A 22,138-nucleotide genomic window follows, 5' to 3' on the forward strand; every position below is an offset into this window, starting at 1 on the left:
ATAAAACCAAAGGGAGTTTTTATTGCAGTTTACTTTCTTGTACTTCAGTAGTAGTTTCCATATTGTTCATGCATTCTAGTACTTCAGCGCCCATAGAAGCAATACTACGAGTACCCAAAGTAATCAAAGCACAGGGAATGCTAAGAGCTGCAAGTAAAAGACTGGCTGATGCGACTAAAAGCGCATAGCCTGTTAAATATAAAAAAATAGAAGCAGCTTCAAATGCTGTATCCCAGAGTTCTGTATTTCCGAAGGCAGCAGCTCCAAGACCTAAAACCACCCCCCCAACGCAAATAAGTGGGGAAATAACACCTACAACAACCCCCATTATACCCAAAGCAGCAAACTCCAAGGGATGCACAACTGGAGCGAGCACACCGCCAAGAAACTCTTTATTGTCTTGATAGGGTTGAAAAAAACCAGGACGCTTTTTATAAAGCTCAATAAATCGTGCTCTTTCATAGGAAAAAAATGAAGAATCATCGGGATCGTTCATATCATTTAATAGATACCAGATATCATCTAAACTTATCATTCCCAGCATACAATCTCCCTCGCTTATTTTTTGCCCATGCTAAAGAGATGCCATGTGGATGTCAATCTATTATCTTCTTAGAACTGTCGTTATTTTCAAACTGAGGATGGAACAAATTCTTACTAAATTCCTTTAATAATCTCAATGCAGAACCTCATCCGATCGCTTTTTTATAAATATCACTTCACTCAAATAGGAATTAAGTTTTATGCTTTGGTGGCCGATGGGCAACCCAACCGCCCCCTAATGCTTTAACCAAACCAATGGCAGAAGCCATTTGCAAACCGTCTATTTGTGTTGCAGCCTGCGCAAGTGTAAGAGCGCTAATTTGCGCCGTAAGTACATTTATATAAGGGACAGTGCCCGCTTTATATTGGTTTTTTACCAGTTTAAGTACGTACAGCGCGTCTTTTGCTTCTTTATCTTGAACCCTACTTTGTTTTTCTAAAAAGCGTAAAGAAACCAGGTTATCTTCCACATCCTGGAATGCAGTTAGGACTACTTGACGATAGTTGGCAACTTGGGCCATATATTGTTCTTTGGCCCCCCTCACTCCTGCCGCCCGGTACCCTCCATCAAAAATAGTTTCTGCTAATTGCATCCCTGCTGACCAACTGATTGCGGGTTTATGAATTAATTGATGAAAACTATGACCAGCTGCGCTGACAGTTCCATTTAAGACTAAGTTGGGAAAATACGCCGCAACTGCAACTCCAATTAAGGCACTTGCTTGTTGCACCAACCGTTCAGCTTGGGCGATGTCCGGTCTGCGTTCGAGCCAAATGGAAGGCACCTCCAAAGGAATCACAGGCGGTTTTAATTTTATAATGGCAGGTTTTAATGAGAAATTAGCAGGCGGACGTCCCATTAATACAGCAATGGCATGTTCATATTGACCTCGTAAAATTCCATTATTAATTGCTGATGCTTGAGCTGATTCAAGTTGGATTTGTGCCTGAACCACATCAGCCCGCGATACAACACCTGATGCATATTGGTTTCGTGTAAATTGTAAGACCTTTCTATAAGTGGTTACTATGTCGTCTAAATATTTTTGAACTCGATCCAATGTGCGTAATTCAAAATAATACTGGGCCAAAGCACCTTGGGCTGATAAACGAGTCACACCAATCAACGCTTCATTGGATTGCGCAAAAGCAAGATCAGATTCAATTGTTCGGCGAACCAGTCCCCAAAGGTCAGGTTCCCAGCTTGCATTCAAAAATGAGGTATAAATTGTCGTGGTGGTTGCTACAGAGGCTATATTTGTTGTAGCAGTTCCCGTAGTACCAGAAGTACTAATAATTGAGGTACTTCCTCCTGCCTGTCTTTGTCGGAACAAACTAAATGCACCCACGACTGTTGGGTATAAATTGGCACGCGTTTGATCTACAATAGCAAGTGCTTGCCTGTAATTTGCCTCCGCATTCACAATATTTTGATTGAAATAATTCAACTGATTTTCCAACTCATTTAATACAGGATCATTGAAAATTTTCCACCATTCACCACGATTCATATTGTCATGGGGCTTGATGGGTTTCCAATTTTTGCGCTTTTGTCCTATTGCTTCTTTACCTTTGGCTTCTTTGAATTGTGTTGGAACTACAAGTTTCGGAGGCACATAATTGGGACCGACCATACAGGAACATATAAAAAAAGAAGATAGAATTAAACACTGTATCCTGAGAGCTTCCAGAGAATATCTATAGAGTGCTTTTAATCGATTATGATTGGCCATAGGCGCCTCGTAACTTAAGCCGGTTCATAAAATTTCGAAAACGTATGCCTGCATTGTCCATTGCTAAATAAATAACTGGTGTCGTGTACAGGGTTAATAATTGACTCATAATGAGCCCACCAACAATAGTTATACCTAATGGGCGACGAAGCTCTGAACCCACTCCAAAGCCAATAACCAGAGGCATAGCACCTAAAATAGCAGCCATTGTTGTCATCATGATAGGGCGAAAACGCAATAAAGCAGCTTCATAAATTGCTTCGCGTGAGGATTTATTTTCTAAGCGCTCCGTTTCTAATGCAAAATCAATCATCATAATGGCATTTTTTTTCACAATACCAATTAAAAGAATCATTCCAATCAAAGCAATAATGCTCAAATCGGACTTAAATAACAATAAAGCCAATAATGCGCCTACACCAGCTGAGGGTAAAGTAGACAAAATAGTTATTGGATGAATCAAACTTTCATACAGCATTCCCAGCACAATATAGACTGCTAAAATAGCAGTCATTATTAAATATTTCTCATTTGCAAATGATTCTTGAAACGCTTGTGCTGTCCCCTGAAACGTACCTCGCATGGTTGGCGGTAAATTCATTTTTTTGATTCCTGCACTAATTTGTTTCACTACTCCACCTAACGATACTCCAGGAATCAAATTAAATGAAAAGGTTGCCGCAGGGGCCAGACCTAGATGATTTACTGATAATAAGGTAGAACCAGTCTCAAAACTGGCAAATACCGATAATGGCACTTCCTCTCCCATTGACGACTTGACGTAAATTTCTTCCAATACAGCAGGATATTGCCAATATTTTGGAGCAACATTCATGACCACATAATATTGATTCATTGGCATATACATTACCGAGATCTGACTTTGCCCAAAAGCATAATACAGCACTCGATCAATCTGTTCTGGGGTAATCCCAAAACGCGATGCAGTGTCATGATCTACATTCACATAAGTTTGCAAGCCATGATTAAGCTGGTCATTATTTAAATCAGTAATTCCATGGATCTTTGCCAATTGCTCCATAATCCGTGGCGTCCAAGTAGCGAGATCGTTTAAATTATCAGAAGTTATCGTATATTGAAATTGAGCTGCCGTTTGTCGGCCACCTATTGTTAAATCCTGGGCAGCCTGCATATACAAAGTAGCACCAGTAATTAAAGATAATTTGCTACGCAATCGCTCGATTACCTGAGAGGTAGTTGGACTATTATTTTGGACAGGCTTAAGCGTAATAAAGACAGAGCCTGTATTTGCTGTATTATTACCCGGCCCACTACCAATAAAGGCACCCACATTAGCGACAGCCGAGTCTTTGCGAATTGCCGAGACAAATTGAATAAGTTTCTTCTGCATTGCTTGAAACGAAATATTTTGATCCGCCCGTAAAGATCCTGCGATTCGATCGGTATTTTGTTGAGGGAAAAATCCTCTAGGTATCGCCATAAACAAACTTGCAGTCAGTAAAACAGTTGCAAAAGTGAGAATTAACATGACTCGTGGGTGAAATAACGCCCAATGCAAACCCTTTGCATAATGCAAACGTACTTTTTCTGTAAAGCGCATAAAAAAGTTGCTTTTCGTTCCTTCATTCTCATGCAACAGTTTGGAACACATCATCGGTGTCAAGGTTAGGGAAACAACCAGGGAAGTCAAAATTGCTACCGAAAGGGTCACCACAAACTCACGAAATAAGCGTCCTACTATCCCACTCATAAGAAAAATGGGAATAAAAACGGCAATTAATGAAATACTAATCGACAACACTGTAAAACCAATTTCTTTTGATCCATCAAAAGCAGCTTGCAACGGCTTTTTTCCCATAGCGATATGACGAGAAATATTTTCCAGTACTACAACTGCATCATCGACAACAAAACCTGTAGAAATGGTTAAAGCCATCAACGATAAATTATCTAAGCTGTAATTTAATAATTTCATTACTGCAAAAGTACCAAGTAAAGATAAAGGAACTGCAATTCCAGGAATCATCATCGCCCGAAAACTTCCAAGAAAAAGATAAGTAACAAAAATTACTAAACACATCGCTATAAGTAGAGTAAGCTCCACATCATGTAATGAAGTACGAATTGAGGTGGTTCTATCCATTAAAATATTTAATTTAATATCCTTAGATATGGAAGCCTCCAGTTGGGGTAATATTTGTTTAACATGATCCACTGTTTTTATCACATTGGCCCCAGGTTGCTTAAATAAAACTAAAAGCACTGCGGGTTTCCCATTTGCCAGACCCGCAGTATGAACGTCAGCAACTGAATCAAATACATGGGCAATATCAGAAAGGCGTACTGGTTGATTATTGAAATAGCTAATAATAAGCGGTCCATAGTCGCTTGCCTTTTGTAGCTGATCATTACTACGGATTATGGAAACAGTATCATCATGAATCAATTGTCCTTTTGCCAAGTTCACGTTGGCATTATTAATTATTCCTGCAAGCTGGTTTAATCCAATTTTATATTTATTTAAAGCTGTAGGGTTAATTTCAACGCGAACTGCGGGCAATGAGCTCCCACCAACACCAACCTGCCCTACACCTTCAATCCGCAAAATCTTTTGTTGCAAAATAGTTGAAGCGACATCATACATCTGTCCTGGAGTATATTTATCCGATGTCAATGCAAGAATCATAATCGGCGCGTCAGCAGGATTTACTTTACGATAAGTAGGATTATTCGTTAAATTAGGGGGTAATTGACTTAAGGATGCATTAATTGCTGCTTGGATGTCTCGGGCAGCTCCATCAATATTACGGGATAGATCAAATTGTACGGTGATGCTGGCTTGTCCTAAAGTACTTGAGGAAGTCAGTTGAGTAACCCCTGCAATTCGCCCTATCTGACGCTCCAAAGGCGCTGCAACTGAGGTTGCCATAATTTCTGGACTACCTCCTGGTAATTGAGCTTGAACCATAATTGTTGGGAAATCAATTTGAGGTAACGGTGCCACAGGTAATAAATTAAATGCGAGAATTCCTGCGAAGCTTAATCCAAACGCTAATAAGATTGTGGCAATGGGTTTGTTAATGAATAAGGAGGATAAATTCACAATCCAGCCTCCGTAACACCTGGATTATGTTTACCATAACTCATTATCTTACGTGAGATACGATCAAATGTTAGATAAATAATCGGAGTCGTATATAAAGTAACTAACTGACTGACCATCAGCCCCCCAATTATCGCAATACCTAATGGACGTCGTAACTCACCACCTAGCCCATTACTAAATGCCAGAGGAATTGCCCCCAGCATAGAGGCCATTGTAGTCATCAAAATGGGTCTGAAACGTAATACAGCGGCTTCATAAATTGCATGTTCTGGTTTGAGTTTGTATTCACGTTCTTGTTCAAGCGCAAAGTCAATCATCATAATTGCATTTTTTAATACAATTCCAATCAATAAAATAATCGCAATCAAGGCAATGATACTCAGCTCATTGTTTGTTATATACAATGCAAGTAAAGCCCCCATCGAAGCTGAGGGTAAGGTTGATAAAATAGTTAGTGGATGGATGTAACTTTCATAGAGTACCCCTAATATAATGTAAACCACAACCACTGAAGCAATAACCAGCCACCCTTCATTAGCTAGGGATTTTTGAAAATTTTTTGTGGTTCCTTGAAAACCCGCTTCTACATTGAGAGGCATATTAAGACTATTTTTTATATCGTCAATCTGAGTCACTGCATCTCCTAAGGATGCATTATTTGCAAGATTGAACGAAAGCGTAGCAGAAGGGAATTGGTCTTTATGCGCAATAACTAAAGGACCAACAGTCTGCTTTAAACGAGCAAAAGTCTTAATTGGAACAGAGCCACTGGTTATCATCTCCGAAAAAGAATTATTATTTTGTGAAGTACTCGAGGAGCCGGAAGCGTTGGTAGAAGAATTAATTACAGAAGAATTAATATAAATATTGTCAAAAGCAATCGACTCTCTTTGCAGTGGGGGCAATACTTCCAATACAACCCGGTATTGGTTTCGTTGAGTAAACATAATAGATATTTGCCGCTGACCAAATGAATCATATAAAGTCTGGTCAATCGTCTGCATGGTAATACCCAGTCGGTATGCGGTATCGCGATCAATATCCAATAAGGTCACCAAACCTGTATTTTGTTGATCGGTATTGACCTCTTTTAAAATAGATAGTTGGCGCATTTTCTCTAACATTAACTGCGACCATTTAGTAACGTCCTCCCTATCAGGAGCGCTAATGCTGTATTGATATTGTGTGCGACTGGTTAATGTATCAATTGTTAAATCTTGTACCGGCTGCATGTATAAGGAAGCACCAATAACTTGATTCATTTTAGATTGCAAACGATTCATAACCTCGGTAACACCTGAACGTTGCTCAAAAGGTTTCAAATTAATCAAAATACGCCCGCTATTTAGCGTTATATTCGTACCATCAATACCAATAAAGGATGATACATTTTCAACAGCGGGATCAGAAAGCACTGCATGCACCAAAGCTTGTTGTCGAGTTGTCATTTCTTTAAATGAAACCGATTCAGAAGCTAGTGATATTCCTTGAATAATTCCTGTATCTTGAATGGGAAAAAATCCTTTAGGAATGAAATATAATAAAATGCCTGTGATTAATACAGTAATGAAAAAGACCAGTAAAATAAAAGGTTGGCGCGAAAGAACCCAATGAAGAGAAATTTTATATCGCTCAATAAGAGAATCGGACTGACGTTTAAGAAATCTCTCTAACTTATTGACTTTATTATTATTTTTTACATTTAACAGTCTAGAACAAAGCATAGGAGTCAGCGTTAACGAAACGAACGCTGAAATTGCAATAGTCATGGTTAAGGTCACTGCGAATTCACGAAATAATCGACCGACTATATCCCCCATAAATAATAAAGGAATCAGTACCGCAATCAGAGAAATAGATAAAGAAACAATAGTAAAGCCAATTTGCGCGGCTCCTTTATGAGCAGCATCCAAAGGTTCCTTTCCCATTTCGATATAGCGTATGATGTTTTCAATCATCACGATCGCATCATCAACTACAAAGCCTGCAGCAATGGTTAATCCCATCAAAGTAAGATTATTAAGACTAAACCCGAGTAAATACATTAAACCTAATGTGCCTACGAGTGCCAAGGGTACTGAAATACTTGGAATTATTGTCGCGGATAGTTTACGTAAAAAAAGGAAAATCACCATTACAACCAAGGCAACGGACAACAGTAATTCAAATTGAACATTTTCTACGGAAGAACGAATACTGGTCGTACGATCGGTAAGAATTTTGATATCCATTCCTGCCGGAATTGCCAAGCTCATTTGTTTCAATAGAGTTTTGACACGTTCGGCTACCTCAATGACATTTGCTGCGGGTTGGCGTTGGATATTGAGTATAATCGCCGGTTCTGTATCCATCCATGCTGCTTGCATTGTATTTTCTGTCCCATCAATAACATCAGCTACATCAGATAAACGAACGGGAGACCCATTCTGGTATGAAACAATTAAAGGACGATAATCTGCAGCAGACAAAAGCTGGTCATTGGAATTAATCGTATAGGCTAAGCGTGGGCCATCGAAATTTCCCTTAGCAGCATTCACATTGGAAGCTATAACGATAGAACGTACGTCTTCCATAGTTAATCCATACGCAGACAATGCATTTGGATTAGCTTGAATTCGTACCGCAGGTCGATGCCCGCCACCGATGCTTACCAACCCCACACCCGATAATTGAGAGATTTTAGGAACAAGACGTGTTTCTGCATAATCCTCTACTTGAGTTAATGGTAAAGTTCTTGCAGTCAAAGCCAAGGTTAGGATGGGTGTATCTGCCGGATTGACTTTACTGTAAACAGGAGGATTGGGAAGATCGATCGGCAAATAACTACTTGCAGCGTTTATCGCTTGTTGAACTTCTTGCTCTGCTACATCCAAACTCATATCCAAATTGAATTGCAAAGTTATAATGGATGACCCATTTGAGCTGTTTGAGGTCATTTGCTCCAAACCTGGCATTTGTCCGAATTGACGTTCAAGTGGGGCCGTAACGGTAGTGCTCATTACATCTGGACTTGCTCCAGGATAAAAAGTTGATACTTGAATTGTTGGATACTCCACGTCAGGGAGCGCTGAAATAGGTAAGAGTTTGTAAGAAAGAACGCCAGTCAGCAAAATAGCAAACATCAATAGTGAAGTGGCTATAGCTCTTGCAATAAAGGGGCCTGAAATACTCATGTGAGGTTATTCACCTTTAAACGATACTCGCTTTTTTGAACTGAGACACTTGCTGGATATTCTTTTTGGACCAAAACTTTGGACCCATTCATTAATTTATCGGCACCGTTTACCACTACTCGTTGATTGGGTAATAAACCATTTTTAATTACAGTATCATCACCAAGGGTAGGTCCCAGAGTTACCGTTTGAATTTTTACTGTATTATCCTCATTAATGACGTAAATAAAATCTTCTGTTGTAGTATGTTGAAGCGCAGCTGTGGGCACAACCGTCGCTTGGTGCAACGTCTCAACGAGTATTTTCACATTCACAAATTGGTTAGGGAATAATTTGTTTTTATGGTTATCAAATATCGCCCTAAGTCGTACGGTTCCTGTTGTCGTACTAATTTGGTTATCCAAAGCCAATAATTTTCCTGTGGCAAGTAAATGGTTTTGTTGTCTATCAAAAACGTTCACTTGCATCTCTTTACCACCATAGGCTTGGGGTGCAATAAGCGACACAAAATCTTCTGCTACAGGAAAAATTACCGTAACAGGATCATGAGTAGTGATCACTGCAATACCTTGGGTACTTGAAGTTTGAACAAAGTTCCCTGGATCTACCAAACGCAAACCGATTCGTCCCTCAATAGGCGAAGTAATATTGCAATAAATAAGGTTGACTTTAGTACTTTGAATGAGACCGAGGTCGGTTTTAACATTACCTTCATATTGCTCAACAAGTGACTCCTGAGTAGCTAATGTTTGTTGGGAAATCGAATCTTCTTTCCATAATTTTTGATAGCGTTTTAAATCAATTTTGGCATTCGCTAACAAAGCGGAATCCCGTTTGAGATCCCCTTCATATTGAGTGAGTAAGGCTTCATAAGGCCGCTGATCAATTTGGGCAAGTAACTGGCCCTTTTTAACCAATTGACCTTCCTTGAAGAGAACCTTCATTAATAAACCATTTATTTGGGTTTGAACCGTCACAGTATAAACAGGTGTTACTGTGCCCAGTGCCGCAATATAAATAGGTACATCTCGAGTTGTAGAAATTCCCGCAACAATTGGAATAGGTTGAGGACTAACAGTTTGTGTTTTTTTAGTAGAGATATAGAACCATAATACAGCAACTAAGGTGAGTAAAATGATGATTAAACCTAAGGAATTTTCTGCCGGGAACTGTTCTCGCCAACGTCCAGTAATCACCATTTTTTTATTCCGGGTAGGTGATTTTTCTCCTTCCATAAGTCCTACGTCCCTTCAGCAAAATAATGAAATTCATCATAACGAATTTTCATTTGGGTAGCAAAAAAATCTAGATGAACCACTGCAACTCTTGTTTTGATTAAAATGAGGTCAATTAATCAAGAAAAAAACCAAAATTGACACTATACTAATAAAAACATTTTCTGATTGTCATACTTAGTTACAAGGAGTGCTCTATGGAAATAAAAGCCTTTCAATTCCTTAGAAAAAAAGGATGGAGTTTGAAAGAATTTCCAGATCTTGATTCAGAGAACACCCTAGTGCTTATTTTTGCAGCCCCTGAGTTCATGGATTTTCAAGAGCCAATAATGAAGCTGGCTAACTTTTATTCTAAATCGAAAATCATCGGTTGCTCTACTGCTGGAGAAATTTTTGGTGATCATCTTTTTGACCACAGTATTACCGTGGCAGTAATCAAATTTGCTAAAACCTCTTTGAAAATTGCAAAAGCTGAGGTGAATAACGGTAAAGACTCTGAAAAAGCTGGCGAGCTCATTGCTGAACAGCTCAAAGCAGACGATCTGCACAGTATTTTTATTTTGTCCGATGGACTCAATGTAAATGGTTCCGAATTAGTTCAAGGATTAAATACAGTCAAAAGTCATCAAAAACTTGTCATTACCGGTGGCTTAGCAGGTGATGGCAGTCACTTCACAAAAACATGGGCAATTTTAAATAATAAAATAATGGACCATTATGCCGTTGCGGTTGGTTTTTATGGTGCGAATATTCATATTGGACATGCTTCTAAGGGAGGATGGGATATTTTTGGTCCGGTTCGTCGAATTACCCGGTCCGAATCCAATGTCTTATATGAGCTTGATTATCAACCCGCCTTACAACTATATAAAGAATATTTAGGTGAAAAAGCCTCTGAATTACCTTCTTCAGGATTACTTTATCCATTGGCTATTAATAATCCTCAGGCACATGATGATATCCAATTAGTGCGTACAATCCTTGCAGTTAATGAGAAAGAGCAATCCCTGACTTTTGCGGGGGATATTCCAATGGGATGGCATGCGCAATTAATGAGAGCAAACTTTGATCGATTAATTGATAGTGCTAATGAAGCAGGTCTGCTCGCAAATAAATTGATGCTCAATGATAACTTAGAACAACTAGGCCCCGTTTTGGCGATTGATATCAGTTGTGTAGGCAGGAGATTGCTTTTAGGAGAACGAACAGAAGAAGAAATTGAATCCACTCTGACTGCTCTACCAAAAGGTTCTACGCAAGTGGGGTTTTATTCATATGGGGAATTATCACCTTTTTCTGTTGGGAATTGTCAATTACATAACCAAACCATGACGATTACAACCATTTATGAGACATAAAAACTTAAGGCTAAAATAAGACAATATGGAAATTCATAAATTATTAAAACGACAACTTGAACACTCAAATATTGCTCAAGATAAAAAACCAGAATCGGATGAGCAATGGGAAATTTTTCTCCACCGCATCAATAATACGTATATAGAAGCGGATCAAGAGCGTTATTTGCATGAACGTTCTATAAAAATTTCTTCTCGAGAAATGATGAGCTTGAATGAAAAGCTAGAGTTTGCCCAACATATTGCAGGATTAGGATATTGGTCGTTTGATGGCAACACCGGGCACACCATCTGGTCAAGTGAATTATTCAATCTGTTTCAGTTAAATCCAATTAATAAACCTCCTTCTTTGCAGGAATTTCTAGAGTTAGTTCATGAACAAGATCGATTTGAGTTACTCCAAAAGGTAGAGTGTGCTTTAAACGATAGAATGGATTATGAATGTGAAATACGGGTAAGGAAGCCTGATGGAAATTATCACTGGTATAGAGCAATTGGCCGATGCCAAGAGGGAGAGAAACAGCTTGCTGGTATTGTTATTGATATTCATAAAAGTAAAATTGCCGAAGAAAAAATCAAAGAATTAAATCGAAAAATATCATCTACCGCCCGTCGTGCGGGAATGGCAGAGGTCGCTACAACCATTTTGCACAATATTGGAAATATTTTAAATAGCTCCAACGTTTCCATCACCTTATTAAAAAATAGCTTTAAACAAGATTATGATAAAAAATTATTAAAAATTACAGAGATGATGGAGAAAAACCAACTCAATTTAGCTGATTTTTTAACCCTGGATCCTAAAGGTAAAATTATCCCTGAATATCTATTAACTCTTGCTAAAATTATTTTGGAAGAAAATAAAAAAAATAGTATCGAAGTACATAATCTTCAGAATGATTTACAGCATATAAGTCAAATCGTAGATACCCAAAAATCGATTAGTGGGCTATCGAGTATGAATGAAAGAGTCTATCTTCCAGAATTGTTAGAAACAGCATTGAATATCACTATGAGCTCCTCAAAAAATGGGATTAAGATAATTAAAGAGTATCATCCAGCACCTTTAGTCATTGTTGATAAATCCAAGTTATTACAAATATTGATCAATCTAATTCAAAATGCCAAAGAATCGATCTTGGAAAACACGACTACTCCCATTAAAGAAATCAAATTGATAATACAAAAAACAGAAAAAAAATCAGTACAAGTTATTGTCAAGGATAATGGAGTTGGGATCAATGCAGATAATCTACAACGGATTTTTGCTTTTGGATTTACTACAAAACAAAATGGGCATGGTTTTGGATTACACAGTTCTGCACTATCAGCTCGTGATATGGGGGGGACTCTTTTAGCAGAGAGTAAAGGTGAAGGATATGGCGCGCAATTTGTATTGACTTTACCTATCCGGGACAGGTTAGATAAATAGGGAGAACTCATGAGTGAAATAGCACTAAATATTATGATCATTGATGATAATCCCTCAATTCATCAAGATTTTATTAAAGTCTTGACTGCTTCGAATACAAAGTCGGAACTTCGCCATTTAGAACAACAATTATTTGATGACGAGCCTTCTTTAAGCGGTTCCTATAACCCGGATATCGAATACTTTTTACCAAAATTTATTTTAAATACCGCGTGCCAGGGCAAAGAAGCAATTACCAAAATTAATGAGGATGTAGAAAAAGGGATACATTATGCCCTGGCCTTCGTCGATATAAGAATGCCTCCAGGATGGGATGGTATTGAAACCATTAAACATATGTGGGAGATTGATCCCGAGATTCAAGTGGTAATTTGTACTGCTTATTCGGATTACAGTTGGGAAGAAACCGTAAAAGAATTAGGAATGGGAGATAATTACCTGATTTTAAAAAAACCATTTGATGTAGTCGCGGTAAGACAACTCGCTTGTGCATTAACAAGAAAATGGATTTTGGCCAATAATGCAAAACATCATGAACAAATACTGCAGCAGACGGTTAAGAAACGTACAGAATCCTTGCAGCAATCATTATCTCTTTTAAGGTCCACGTTTGAATCTTCCGCAGATGGAATTTTAGTCATCGATTTAAATGACAAGTTAATCGATTGTAATTCCAAGTTTACCTCGATGTGGAATATTCCTAAATCCATGTTAGATACTAATGATGGTAGCATCTTTTTATATTATATGCTGAATCAGATTGCTGAGCCTGAAGAGTATTTAGCGGAGATCGAGCGTCTTAGAAAAAACATTGACGAAATCAGTAGAGTGATTATTACTTTCAAGAATGGCAAAATATTGGAGTGTTATACCCTTCCCCACAGATTAAACAAGAAAATCATCGGTCGTGTCTGGAGTTTTCGTGATATAACAGAACAAGCAAACCTTGAAAAACAGCTAAAATACCAAGCCCTGCATGATCCATTGACTAAATTACCTAACCGAGCCCTATTATTCGATCAAATACAAGCGAGTATTGATTATGCACGGAAACATGAACACCAATTTGCCATCCTGTATTTTGATTTAGATCGATTTAAATTAATTAATGACAGTTTGTCGCACGAAGTTGGCGATCAACTATTGCGTATGGTGGGGCAACGATGGTCTTCTCTAGTTAGGAAAGAAGATACCTTAGCGAGGATGGGTGGTGATGAGTTCGTCATGATTTGTCAGATATTTAAAAATGAGGATGTTAGTGTCATTGCTAACAAAATTATAGACTCCATGACAGAACCGTTCAAAATGGTAAAAAGAGATATAACTATTACTACCGCTGCCGGGATAAGTATTTATCCTAAAGATGGAAATACACCCAGTGATTTGTTAAAAAATGCTGATCTAGCAATGTATCAGGCCAAGAGATTGGGAGGAAATCAGTATGCTTTTTATGCTACTCAACTACATGAATATACTGATCAATGCTTTAAAATCGAAACCGATTTAAGGAAGGCCCTTAAGAATAAAGAGTTCTTTTTACTGTACCAACCTCAATTTAATGTTGATAACGAAAACATCTTGTCTGTAGAAGCCTTAATTCGTTGGAATCATCCAGAGAATGGATTGATGTTGCCAATCGATTTTATTCCTATAGCTGAAGAAACGGGTTTAATTATCCCTATAGGTGAGTGGATTATTAGTGAAGTGTGTCAGCAAATTAAAGCTTGGCATAGAAAAGGTCTGCCTTATATTCGCGTTGGCATTAATATTACTACTCGGCAATTACAACAGCCCAATTTTATCACGGTTGTAGAGAATATTTTAAAAGAACATTTACTTTCTCCGGAACATATAGAATTTGAAATTTCTGAAAATGTGATCATTACGCACAGAGACATTATAAAGACACTAAATCAACTCAAACAACTTGGTATTCGTATTTCATTAGATGATTTTGGGACAGGAAACTCCAGCATCAATTATCTAAAACAACTTCACATTGATTGTTTAAAGATTGATCAATCTTTTATCCAAAATATATCGGCGTCGCGTAGTGATGAAGTAATTATTGAAGCGATCATTTCTATGGCTCGAAGTTTTAATTTTAAGGTTCTTGCTGAGGGCGTTGAAAGTAAAAAACAATTAGATTTTTTAAAACAACAACGTTGTGACGAGGTCCAAGGCTTTCTTTTCAGTAAACCATTAACACCTACTGCGCTTGAGAAATTCATAAAGCATCATATTTAGGTGCATCACAGGATTTAGGGAAGAAATTATTCCATACTTAAATTTAAAGTCCCCAAACTTAGATAGAGCTTGGGGAAACAGTATAAAGATCTCGTAGATAAAGTCCTACTTTTTATTAAAGGCCTATCTAAATATGAGATCTTACTTCTGGTCTAATTTTCTGCCATTGATTCAATGGTGAGTTATCAGGCGTTGCCATTTTATCGACGGGTAAGTAAAACGTTTGTTCTAACAAATGCTGACCACTCAATGCTGCATGCGACACATGATCGGTAAAAACTATCCAAGTGCTTTTAGCAGGAAAATCAATTTGCATCTTCTCAACATTTGCCTGATAAACATCATCCAACTTCATTGTGTCATGTAAATGAAGCATATAATGATCATACGGGGGTCTTAAAGTTTTTGTTGCTTTGACCCACTTCAGCATTTTGGCTTTTATTTTACTGTACGGCGCAATTTTAGGTGCAAACCGATTAAGAACCTCTTCAAATGGTTCACCAAGATTCCAAACTCGAGGTTCTGTAGGATTGATATTACAAAAAACTCGTAAAATCCTTAAACCATGGACAGGACTTGCCGAAAAAGAATCCACATGCAAACGTGTATCATCTTTACGTTTTGAGGAAACACGACCATTAATTTCCGCAGGTCTAAAACTGGTCCTGCCCCATTGCAAATGAGATACGTAAGAAGGAAGAGCACTCTGAATTAAATGGTGGGCAAATTCTGCATAACCATGCATCATATCCCTGAGTTTAACCTCAAGATCGCCAATATCTTTATTATAAGCGCTTAACTTTTTATTACGAATATCATAACTTACATTTTTACGACTACCATCCAAGACATTTTCAGATAATAAAAGCGTGTCTACGGGAGTAAAAAAATATTCTGGGAAAAACAAGACCTTGCCTGCTTCTAATTGATTAACGCTCTTTTGATGATCGATTTGTTCTACGCTTTGTGTAAATAAATAGGAATTCATTATTTTACCTTAAATAATGTGTAATTTAGTAAAAATTTGAAGCTATATCGAATATAATTCAAAATCCAATTTTTACTTTTAGCTGCTGGATCATATCATGTCACTTTGCCCTTGTGGATCACAAAATAAATATGAATTGTGTTGTGGTTTATACCTTGAAAAACAACAGCACCCACAAACTCCAGAACAATTGATGCGATCACGCTATACAGCGTACAGTATGGGTAAAATTGATTACATCAAAAAAACAATGAAAGGAAAAGCTTTAGTAGGCTTTAATGAACTTCAAGCGGAGCAATGGGCTAAAAGCGTAACCTGGGTTAGTTTAGAAGTGTTGAATTCGAATATCCCGGATCCCAATATTGGTTATGTTGAATTTGCAGCACGTTATTCCGAAGATAACACAATAAAAATTATCCATGAGTTAAGTGAATTTCACAAAGAAAATGACCGTTGGTTTTATGTAAGTGGAGTACATAAGCAGGGGTTAGAAAAAACCAAAAAACCCAAAGTTGCCCGGAATGCACCCTGCCCCTGTGGTAGTGGAAAAAAATTTAAGAATTGTCATGCCAAATAACAATCAGAGTTAAAATTATGAATGGTCACTTAATGCTTAATATCTTCATCTTTCTTGCCGCGGCCAGCATTATGGTTCCTATTGCCAGCCGTTTCAAATTGGGCTCAGTTCTCGGTTACCTCACTGTAGGTATCCTTATTGGTCCTTTCGGATTCAAACTTATAGCAAACTCACAACAAATTATGAATTTTGGTGAATTTGGCGTGATTATGATGTTGTTTCTGATTGGATTGGAATTAGAACCAGTCATGTTATGGAAACTTCGCAAAATAATTGTGGGTTTAGGTGGTTTACAAGTACTCTTAACTACAAGTATCTTAACAGCCATTGGGCTCCTTATAGGCTTTGATTGGCGAGCAACTTTAGCAGTAAGTATGGCTTTGTCCCTGTCATCCACTGCTCTAGTTTTGCAGATACTTCAAGAAAAAAACTTGCTCAAAACCGCAGAAGGTGAAACCTCATTCGCTGTACTATTATTCCAAGATATTGCAGTAATCCCAATTCTAATTATTATTCCATTACTTGAACAACATGCAAATATAAAAATCAATATCCACGAAACCGCATTTATCATGAATCTCCCACGATGGATGCATGCAATTTTGGTAACGGGCGTGATTGGAGTAGTTATACTAGTGGGTCACTACTTATCTAGACATTTGTTTTCAATTATTGCTAAAACCAATCTACGCGAAGTATTTACCGCATTTTCGCTAGCTTTAGTAGTAGGTGTGACTTTATTAATGGAATCTATAGGGGTCTCTCCTGCTTTAGGCGCCTTTATTGCAGGTGTAGTGTTAGCTAACTCTCAATATAAACATGCAGTGGATGCTGATATTCAACCTTTTAAAGGCATTTTACTGGGATTATTCTTTATCTCTGTAGGGATGGGGATGAATTTCTCCCTTTTTTCTAATAAAGCCATGCTGATTATTATGGCTGTACTTTCTTTAATTACCTGTAAAGCAATTATCTTGTATATATTGGGACGTTTTTTTGATTTAACAAAATTGCAAAGCTTGGGTTTTGCGTTTGCCCTATCTCAAGGAAGTGAATTTGCTTTCGTACTTTTTGAATATGCAGGGGTGACCAAAGTAATCAGTCAAGAAAGTGCCGCTTTTTGCACTCTAGTTGTTGCATTATCTATGCTTGCGACTCCTTTTTTAATGCTTTTTTATCATCGATTTGTGATACCCAAATTTATGAGCTTTTTACCGGAACGAGAATACGACTCGTTTAATGAAAAAAATGGGATTATTCTTGCAGGTTATGGACGTTTTGGGCAAATTATAGGGCGCCTGCTTAACGGTGAAAATATAAAAATGACCGTATTGGAAAAAAATCCAGAACAAATTGAGCTGCTCAGAAAATTCGGTTATGTCGGATATTTCGGGGATGCAAGCCGATTGGATATGTTAAAAAGCGCGGGGGCCGAACATGCAAAACTTCTGATAGTCGCCGTGGGAAATGTAGAGGCTAATTTAAAAATTGTGAAGTTAGCCAAACAACATTTTCCCCATTTAAAGATTTATGCCAGAGCTCGTAATCGACGCCATGCTTTTGAATTACATCGAGTAGGTGTGGATTATTTTATTAGAGAATTATTTGATTCTTCTCTGAGTATGACCAAAGAGATTATGAAATTCTTAGGATATAATCAGGAGGACATTCAAAAAAAAGCAACAGCCTTCAAAGAACACGATGAAACTACATTAGTTCAATCCTTTGATTTTTTTGAAAAAGAAAGCGATTTAATCAGTTTCTCACGCCAAGCGAAAGGTGAATTAGAACGGATTTTACAATCGAATTAACAGACACGTTTGTTTACCTATGTTCCCGGTCTTACGCAGTGGAATTAAGGGTACAAATGACTATGGAGTATTAACGACCCATGATCAATCTTCAGCAAATTTCTGTAGAAACTTTTCTTAGTGAATATTGGCAAAAAAAACCTCTAATAATTCGCAATGCTTTCCCGGACTTTATTAATCCCTTATCTCCCGATGAGTTGGCTGGTCTGGCTCTGGAAGAAGATGTTGAAAGTCGGTTGGTTTTAGAAACACCCAATGAAAAACCGTATTGGCATTTAAAACGGGGTCCGTTCTCAGAACATGATTTCAATACTCTCCCGCCAACACATTGGACTTTGCTCGTACAAGGGGTTGATCGATTAATTCCTGAAGTTTATTCCTTGCTTGAACATTTTGATTTTATCCCACAATGGCGGATCGACGATATCATGATTAGTTATGCTGCACTTCAAGGGAGTGTTGGACCTCACTACGATAATTATGATGTTTTTTTATATCAAGGCGTGGGTAGACGAGAATGGTTACTTACCACTAAAAAATGCAATACTCATAATTATCTCAAAGATCTCGAACTTCGTATTATGGAGCAATTTGATGTCGAAGAACGTATTGTTCTCGAAGAAGGCGATATGTTGTATCTTCCTCCCCATGTGGGACATCATGGCATTTCACTGACCCAGGATTGCATGACCTATTCTTTTGGTTTTCGCAGTTATCAAGGACAAGAATTATTGGAAAGTCTTAGTGAGTACTTAGCGGAAAAAGGTACATTCAAAACTTTATATCAAGATCCCAACTGGTCTCATTTGCGCAATACTTCTGAAATCACTCGCCCGGCCTGGAACAATGCGCAAAGATTGTTACAACAATTAATCAGTGATGAACACATTATGAAATCATGGTTTGGATGCTTTGCAACACAGTTGGATCTACAAGCAGAGCATCAATTACCTTTGCCATTAGAAGAAGATGAATTAATTGATTTACCAAGTTTTATTAACGAATTAAACACAGGATTAGATCTCTTTAGAGATGCCTCGTGTCGCTTTGCTTATCAAAGTGCGGATGAGCAATCCGAATATCAACTCTATATTAACGGCTGTGAGTGGGAAATAACGGGTGTATCACATGATTTACTTAGCTATGTGGCAAATCATCGTTACTTAACCCATCAAGTACTTGCAGTATATTTAAATACTACACAAAATCAAATATTTATTTATAATTTATGGAAATTGCAATGGCTACAAATTGCAGAGCATTAGAAATTAATAACCTTTTTTCTCAATCCATAATAGTGAGAAAAAACGTTAGAAAACTTGAATAAAAATTGGTTAAACTTAAAATCGTAGAGTATAGTTAATATACATACTATAACAAGGATAGGTAATGAAAAAAATAATACTGGCCGTAATTCTAGTGTGTTCAACTGGGTTCTTAGTCAACTGTTCTAACGGTAACGCATGTTGCGGAACTTGTGCGAGTGATTGTGGGGGCTGCGGTGGTTGCAATGGAAGTTGGTATTAAAATTATCTGATCACTACAGTATGTGTCGTAATCCGGAGGCTCTTGCTTAGTTCCGGTTTACGACTGCGCCATCTTTCAGGTAGCCAGCATTTTACGAGGATGCTTATACTAGGGTCTAAAACCAAGCTACCCGACATCTTCACTGCGTCGTATGAACTCAAACTTTAATGAGCCCAAATTAATTTTATGGCTGAATAAAGTAATAAGTGCACCTGTCAATACCAATACCACTCCCACACCCCCCCATAGGCTCACTTTTTCACCTAAGAGGAATACTCCAAAAATGACCACAAACACGGGTTCTAGAACTGACAAAATGGAAGCTTTTTCTGAGCTGATGTATTTCAGACTGTACAACAACAAAATAATGGGAGCTACCGTTGCAATAATTGAAATTCCAAAGAGATGGTACCAAACATCTATTGATGAAGGGATTGTAAAGGAATGATTAAAAAGTGAAAAAAATAAACTGGTTACCATGCATCCCAAACAAACCATAAAGGTAGACATATTTGGAGAGAGCTCGTTTCGTTTACTGCCAATCACGTAACAAGCATAAAAAAAAGCTGAAGCAACGCCTAACAAAATACCCCACAAGTTAAAAGACAATGCATCGAAGTCCACCATAAGCACCATACCCATTAAAATTACTAGAATAGCGAAATAGTAAACACGTCGAATAGACTGCTCATAAAAGAAATAATTCAGCAACATAATCAGTACTGGGTAGGTAAAAAAGATAACCATTGCCAATCCAGAACCTATATATTGAGATGCTAAAAAGTAAAGCCAAGTTGATATGCCGTAAAAAAAAGCACCTGTTAAAAAGGCAATCCCCATATTTTTGTAAGAATCGGTCGTTTTTTTTATTTTGAGCAGCATTATAAGCAAAATAATCATGCTGGAAATTAAAAAGCGCCAAAATAGCATTGTGCTGGCAGATAGATTGCCATTAATCGCACTCAAACCAAAATAACCTATAAAACCGTATAGGAAACCGGATAAAATGGCATAGATAGAACCGCGATATTCTTGATTTATCATTTTGATACTGCCTGAAGACTAACTTAAAAAGCAGGTTAGATTATTTCCAACCAGAAAGCATGAAGGTTCATTTACCTACATAAAAATATAAAAAAGTAGTGTATCATTTTTTCAACATAATATCATGTTGAAAACAAATAATACATAATGTATCATTTACTGACTTTTTATTGAGACTTTTCCCATGCTTCGATTTTTATTCATTATCTCATGTCTTTTTGTATTAGTTAATGAGGGTTATGCTGATCCTGCTGCGTGTAATGAACATCAATGTATCGCGGTAGTAGATGCTGGAAGTACCGGTTCAAGACTTCATATTTTTGCTTATGATCTTGATGAAACCAATACCCCATCCGGTATTGCAGAAATATGGTCCAAAAAGATAAAACCTGGATTTGCTACCATTGAGGCAAACCAAAATACTATAGATGCATATCTCACTACCCTTTTCTCCGGAGCTCCTGTACAAAACATTCCTGTTTACTTCTATGCAACCGCAGGAATGCGTCTTGTACCACAAACCAAACAAAAAATTTACTATCAAGAAGTACAAAAATGGTTTAACCAACAATCTGCATGGCAGCTTATAGAAGCCAAAACCATCACTGGACATGATGAAGCATTATACGACTGGCTAGCGGTAAATTATCATATAGGCGCACTCAAATCGCCCTCTAGTACTCCCGTAGGAGTCATGGATATTGGTGGGGCCTCAGTACAAATTGTATTCCCAATACAAAAAAATACTGAAGAGAAAGGAACCCAAGTTGAATTGGATCTATACGGCCAACATATCAATTTATCCGTACATAGTTTCTTAGGACTTGGGCAAAATGAAATGGCCCATCAACTTCTCGATACTGCTTCTTGCTTTTCTGAGGGTTATCCACTTTCTGACGGACGTACTGGACAAGGTGATGCTTTACTTTGTGAGCAAGAGGTATCTCCTTTAATTAAAATGCATAAGGTCAAAAAAGAGGTACAACCTATTCTTTCTGCGAGTCATATCAGCTCTTGGTACGCCATCGGCGGTTTTCCAAATCTTGCAGAAAGCAAACCGTTCCAATTTCAAAACAATCAATTGACCATTCAAGATTTGTTTCAACAAGCAAACAATCTGATCTGTCATCAACAATGGGAACGTCTCAGTAATCAATTTCCAAACAACGAATACATTGAGTCATATTGTCTTCTACCTGCTTTTTATTATGCGCTGATGGTCGAGGGATATGGTTTAACAGCAAATCAACAGTTAAATTATGTTCCTTCAGCGGAAAATCTGGATTGGACATTAGGAGTAGCGTTACATCATTGATGTATAGTGTAACTGGAGTGACACCATTTAAATCCGCTGTAGTGCGCTCCACGTAACTATATGGATT

14 protein-coding genes are annotated in these 22,138 nt (G+C 37.7%); 7 read left to right on the forward strand and 7 right to left on the reverse strand.

All coding sequences use genetic code 11. The features are described from left to right. Window positions 1-19 precede the first annotated feature (19 nt). The 5 genes from ACWTE2_RS02200 to ACWTE2_RS02220 all read right to left on the reverse strand — a co-directional run bounded on the left by ACWTE2_RS02200 (window position 20) and on the right by ACWTE2_RS02220 (window position 9,772). Window positions 20-544, reverse strand: coding sequence for a hypothetical protein (locus tag ACWTE2_RS02200; RefSeq protein WP_454783957.1), 525 nt, complete (start codon window positions 542-544; stop codon window positions 20-22). A 190-nt stretch (window positions 545-734) separates the two neighbouring features. Beyond that, entirely contained in the window at window positions 735-2,234 is a 1,500-nt protein-coding gene (locus ACWTE2_RS02205) for an efflux transporter outer membrane subunit (RefSeq protein ID WP_454784428.1), read from the reverse strand. A 28-nt stretch (window positions 2,235-2,262) separates the two neighbouring features. After that, entirely contained in the window at window positions 2,263-5,361 is a 3,099-nt protein-coding gene (locus tag ACWTE2_RS02210; protein ID WP_454783958.1) for an efflux RND transporter permease subunit, read from the reverse strand. Next, on the reverse strand, window positions 5,358-8,537 hold the full coding sequence (locus ACWTE2_RS02215) for an efflux RND transporter permease subunit (RefSeq protein WP_454783959.1): 3,180 nt from the start codon (window positions 8,535-8,537) through the stop codon (window positions 5,358-5,360). The genes ACWTE2_RS02210 and ACWTE2_RS02215 overlap by 4 nt, the downstream gene beginning before the upstream one ends. Further along, window positions 8,534-9,772 (reverse strand): efflux RND transporter periplasmic adaptor subunit, encoded by a 1,239-nt coding sequence (locus tag ACWTE2_RS02220; RefSeq protein ID WP_454783960.1) that lies wholly within the window; start codon window positions 9,770-9,772, stop codon window positions 8,534-8,536. The genes ACWTE2_RS02215 and ACWTE2_RS02220 overlap by 4 nt, the downstream gene beginning before the upstream one ends. Before the next feature lie 197 nt (window positions 9,773-9,969). Between ACWTE2_RS02220 and ACWTE2_RS02225 the strand changes: the two genes are divergently transcribed. The 3 genes from ACWTE2_RS02225 to ACWTE2_RS02235 are packed head-to-tail and all read left to right on the forward strand — an operon-like array spanning window position 9,970 to window position 14,809. After that, window positions 9,970-11,130 (forward strand): FIST signal transduction protein, encoded by a 1,161-nt coding sequence (locus ACWTE2_RS02225; RefSeq protein ID WP_454783961.1) that lies wholly within the window; start codon window positions 9,970-9,972, stop codon window positions 11,128-11,130. A 25-nt stretch (window positions 11,131-11,155) separates the two neighbouring features. Next, entirely contained in the window at window positions 11,156-12,562 is a 1,407-nt protein-coding gene (locus ACWTE2_RS02230) for a sensor histidine kinase (RefSeq protein WP_454783962.1), read from the forward strand. A 9-nt stretch (window positions 12,563-12,571) separates the two neighbouring features. Next, a complete protein-coding gene (locus ACWTE2_RS02235; RefSeq protein WP_454783963.1) occupies window positions 12,572-14,809 on the forward strand; it encodes an EAL domain-containing protein in 2,238 nt (745 codons plus the stop codon). Between the two features lie 127 nt (window positions 14,810-14,936). Here the strand turns inward: ACWTE2_RS02235 and kdoO are convergent, their stop codons facing one another. Then, window positions 14,937-15,797 (reverse strand): Kdo hydroxylase KdoO, encoded by an 861-nt coding sequence (kdoO, locus tag ACWTE2_RS02240; protein ID WP_454783964.1) that lies wholly within the window; start codon window positions 15,795-15,797, stop codon window positions 14,937-14,939. Between the two features lie 97 nt (window positions 15,798-15,894). Between kdoO and ACWTE2_RS02245 the strand changes: the two genes are divergently transcribed. From ACWTE2_RS02245 to ACWTE2_RS02255, 3 genes are all read left to right on the forward strand, one after another. Further along, complete coding sequence (locus ACWTE2_RS02245) at window positions 15,895-16,374, forward strand: YchJ family protein (RefSeq protein ID WP_182390944.1); 480 nt, start codon at window positions 15,895-15,897, stop codon at window positions 16,372-16,374. A 17-nt stretch (window positions 16,375-16,391) separates the two neighbouring features. Continuing rightward, window positions 16,392-18,185, forward strand: coding sequence for a monovalent cation:proton antiporter-2 (CPA2) family protein (locus ACWTE2_RS02250; protein WP_454783965.1), 1,794 nt, complete (start codon window positions 16,392-16,394; stop codon window positions 18,183-18,185). Window positions 18,186-18,265: 80 nt separating this feature from the next. Beyond that, window positions 18,266-19,450, forward strand: a complete 1,185-nt coding sequence (locus ACWTE2_RS02255) for a JmjC domain-containing protein (RefSeq protein WP_454783966.1) — start codon at window positions 18,266-18,268, stop codon at window positions 19,448-19,450. A 388-nt stretch (window positions 19,451-19,838) separates the two neighbouring features. On the opposite strand, the gene ACWTE2_RS02260 is transcribed toward ACWTE2_RS02255, so the two are convergent. Beyond that, a complete protein-coding gene (locus tag ACWTE2_RS02260; protein WP_454783967.1) occupies window positions 19,839-20,756 on the reverse strand; it encodes a DMT family transporter in 918 nt (305 codons plus the stop codon). A 184-nt stretch (window positions 20,757-20,940) separates the two neighbouring features. Between ACWTE2_RS02260 and ACWTE2_RS02265 the strand changes: the two genes are divergently transcribed. Then, window positions 20,941-22,071 carry a multidrug DMT transporter permease gene (locus tag ACWTE2_RS02265; RefSeq protein ID WP_454783968.1) on the forward strand — a complete coding sequence of 377 codons (1,131 nt, stop codon included), beginning with the start codon at window positions 20,941-20,943 and terminating at the stop codon, window positions 22,069-22,071. The last annotated feature ends 67 nt before the right edge of the window (window positions 22,072-22,138 follow it).

It is taken from the genome of Legionella nigrisilvae, from assembly GCF_977063395.2.

Coding starts and splice junctions, on each gene's coding strand:
- ACWTE2_RS02230 (WP_454783962.1), top strand. CDS start 11,156: ATGGAAATTCATAAATTATTAAAACGACAACTTGAACACTCAAATATT.
- ACWTE2_RS02250 (WP_454783965.1), top strand. CDS start 16,392: ATGAATGGTCACTTAATGCTTAATATCTTCATCTTTCTTGCCGCGGCC.
- ACWTE2_RS02225 (WP_454783961.1), top strand. CDS start 9,970: ATGGAAATAAAAGCCTTTCAATTCCTTAGAAAAAAAGGATGGAGTTTG.
- ACWTE2_RS02265 (WP_454783968.1), top strand. CDS start 20,941: ATGCTTCGATTTTTATTCATTATCTCATGTCTTTTTGTATTAGTTAAT.
- ACWTE2_RS02245 (WP_182390944.1), top strand. CDS start 15,895: ATGTCACTTTGCCCTTGTGGATCACAAAATAAATATGAATTGTGTTGT.
- ACWTE2_RS02235 (WP_454783963.1), top strand. CDS start 12,572: ATGAGTGAAATAGCACTAAATATTATGATCATTGATGATAATCCCTCA.
- ACWTE2_RS02200 (WP_454783957.1), bottom strand. CDS start 544: ATGCTGGGAATGATAAGTTTAGATGATATCTGGTATCTATTAAATGAT.
- ACWTE2_RS02220 (WP_454783960.1), bottom strand. CDS start 9,772: ATGGAAGGAGAAAAATCACCTACCCGGAATAAAAAAATGGTGATTACT.
- ACWTE2_RS02255 (WP_454783966.1), top strand. CDS start 18,266: ATGATCAATCTTCAGCAAATTTCTGTAGAAACTTTTCTTAGTGAATAT.
- kdoO (WP_454783964.1), bottom strand. CDS start 15,797: ATGAATTCCTATTTATTTACACAAAGCGTAGAACAAATCGATCATCAA.
- ACWTE2_RS02215 (WP_454783959.1), bottom strand. CDS start 8,537: ATGAGTATTTCAGGCCCCTTTATTGCAAGAGCTATAGCCACTTCACTA.
- ACWTE2_RS02260 (WP_454783967.1), bottom strand. CDS start 20,756: ATGATAAATCAAGAATATCGCGGTTCTATCTATGCCATTTTATCCGGT.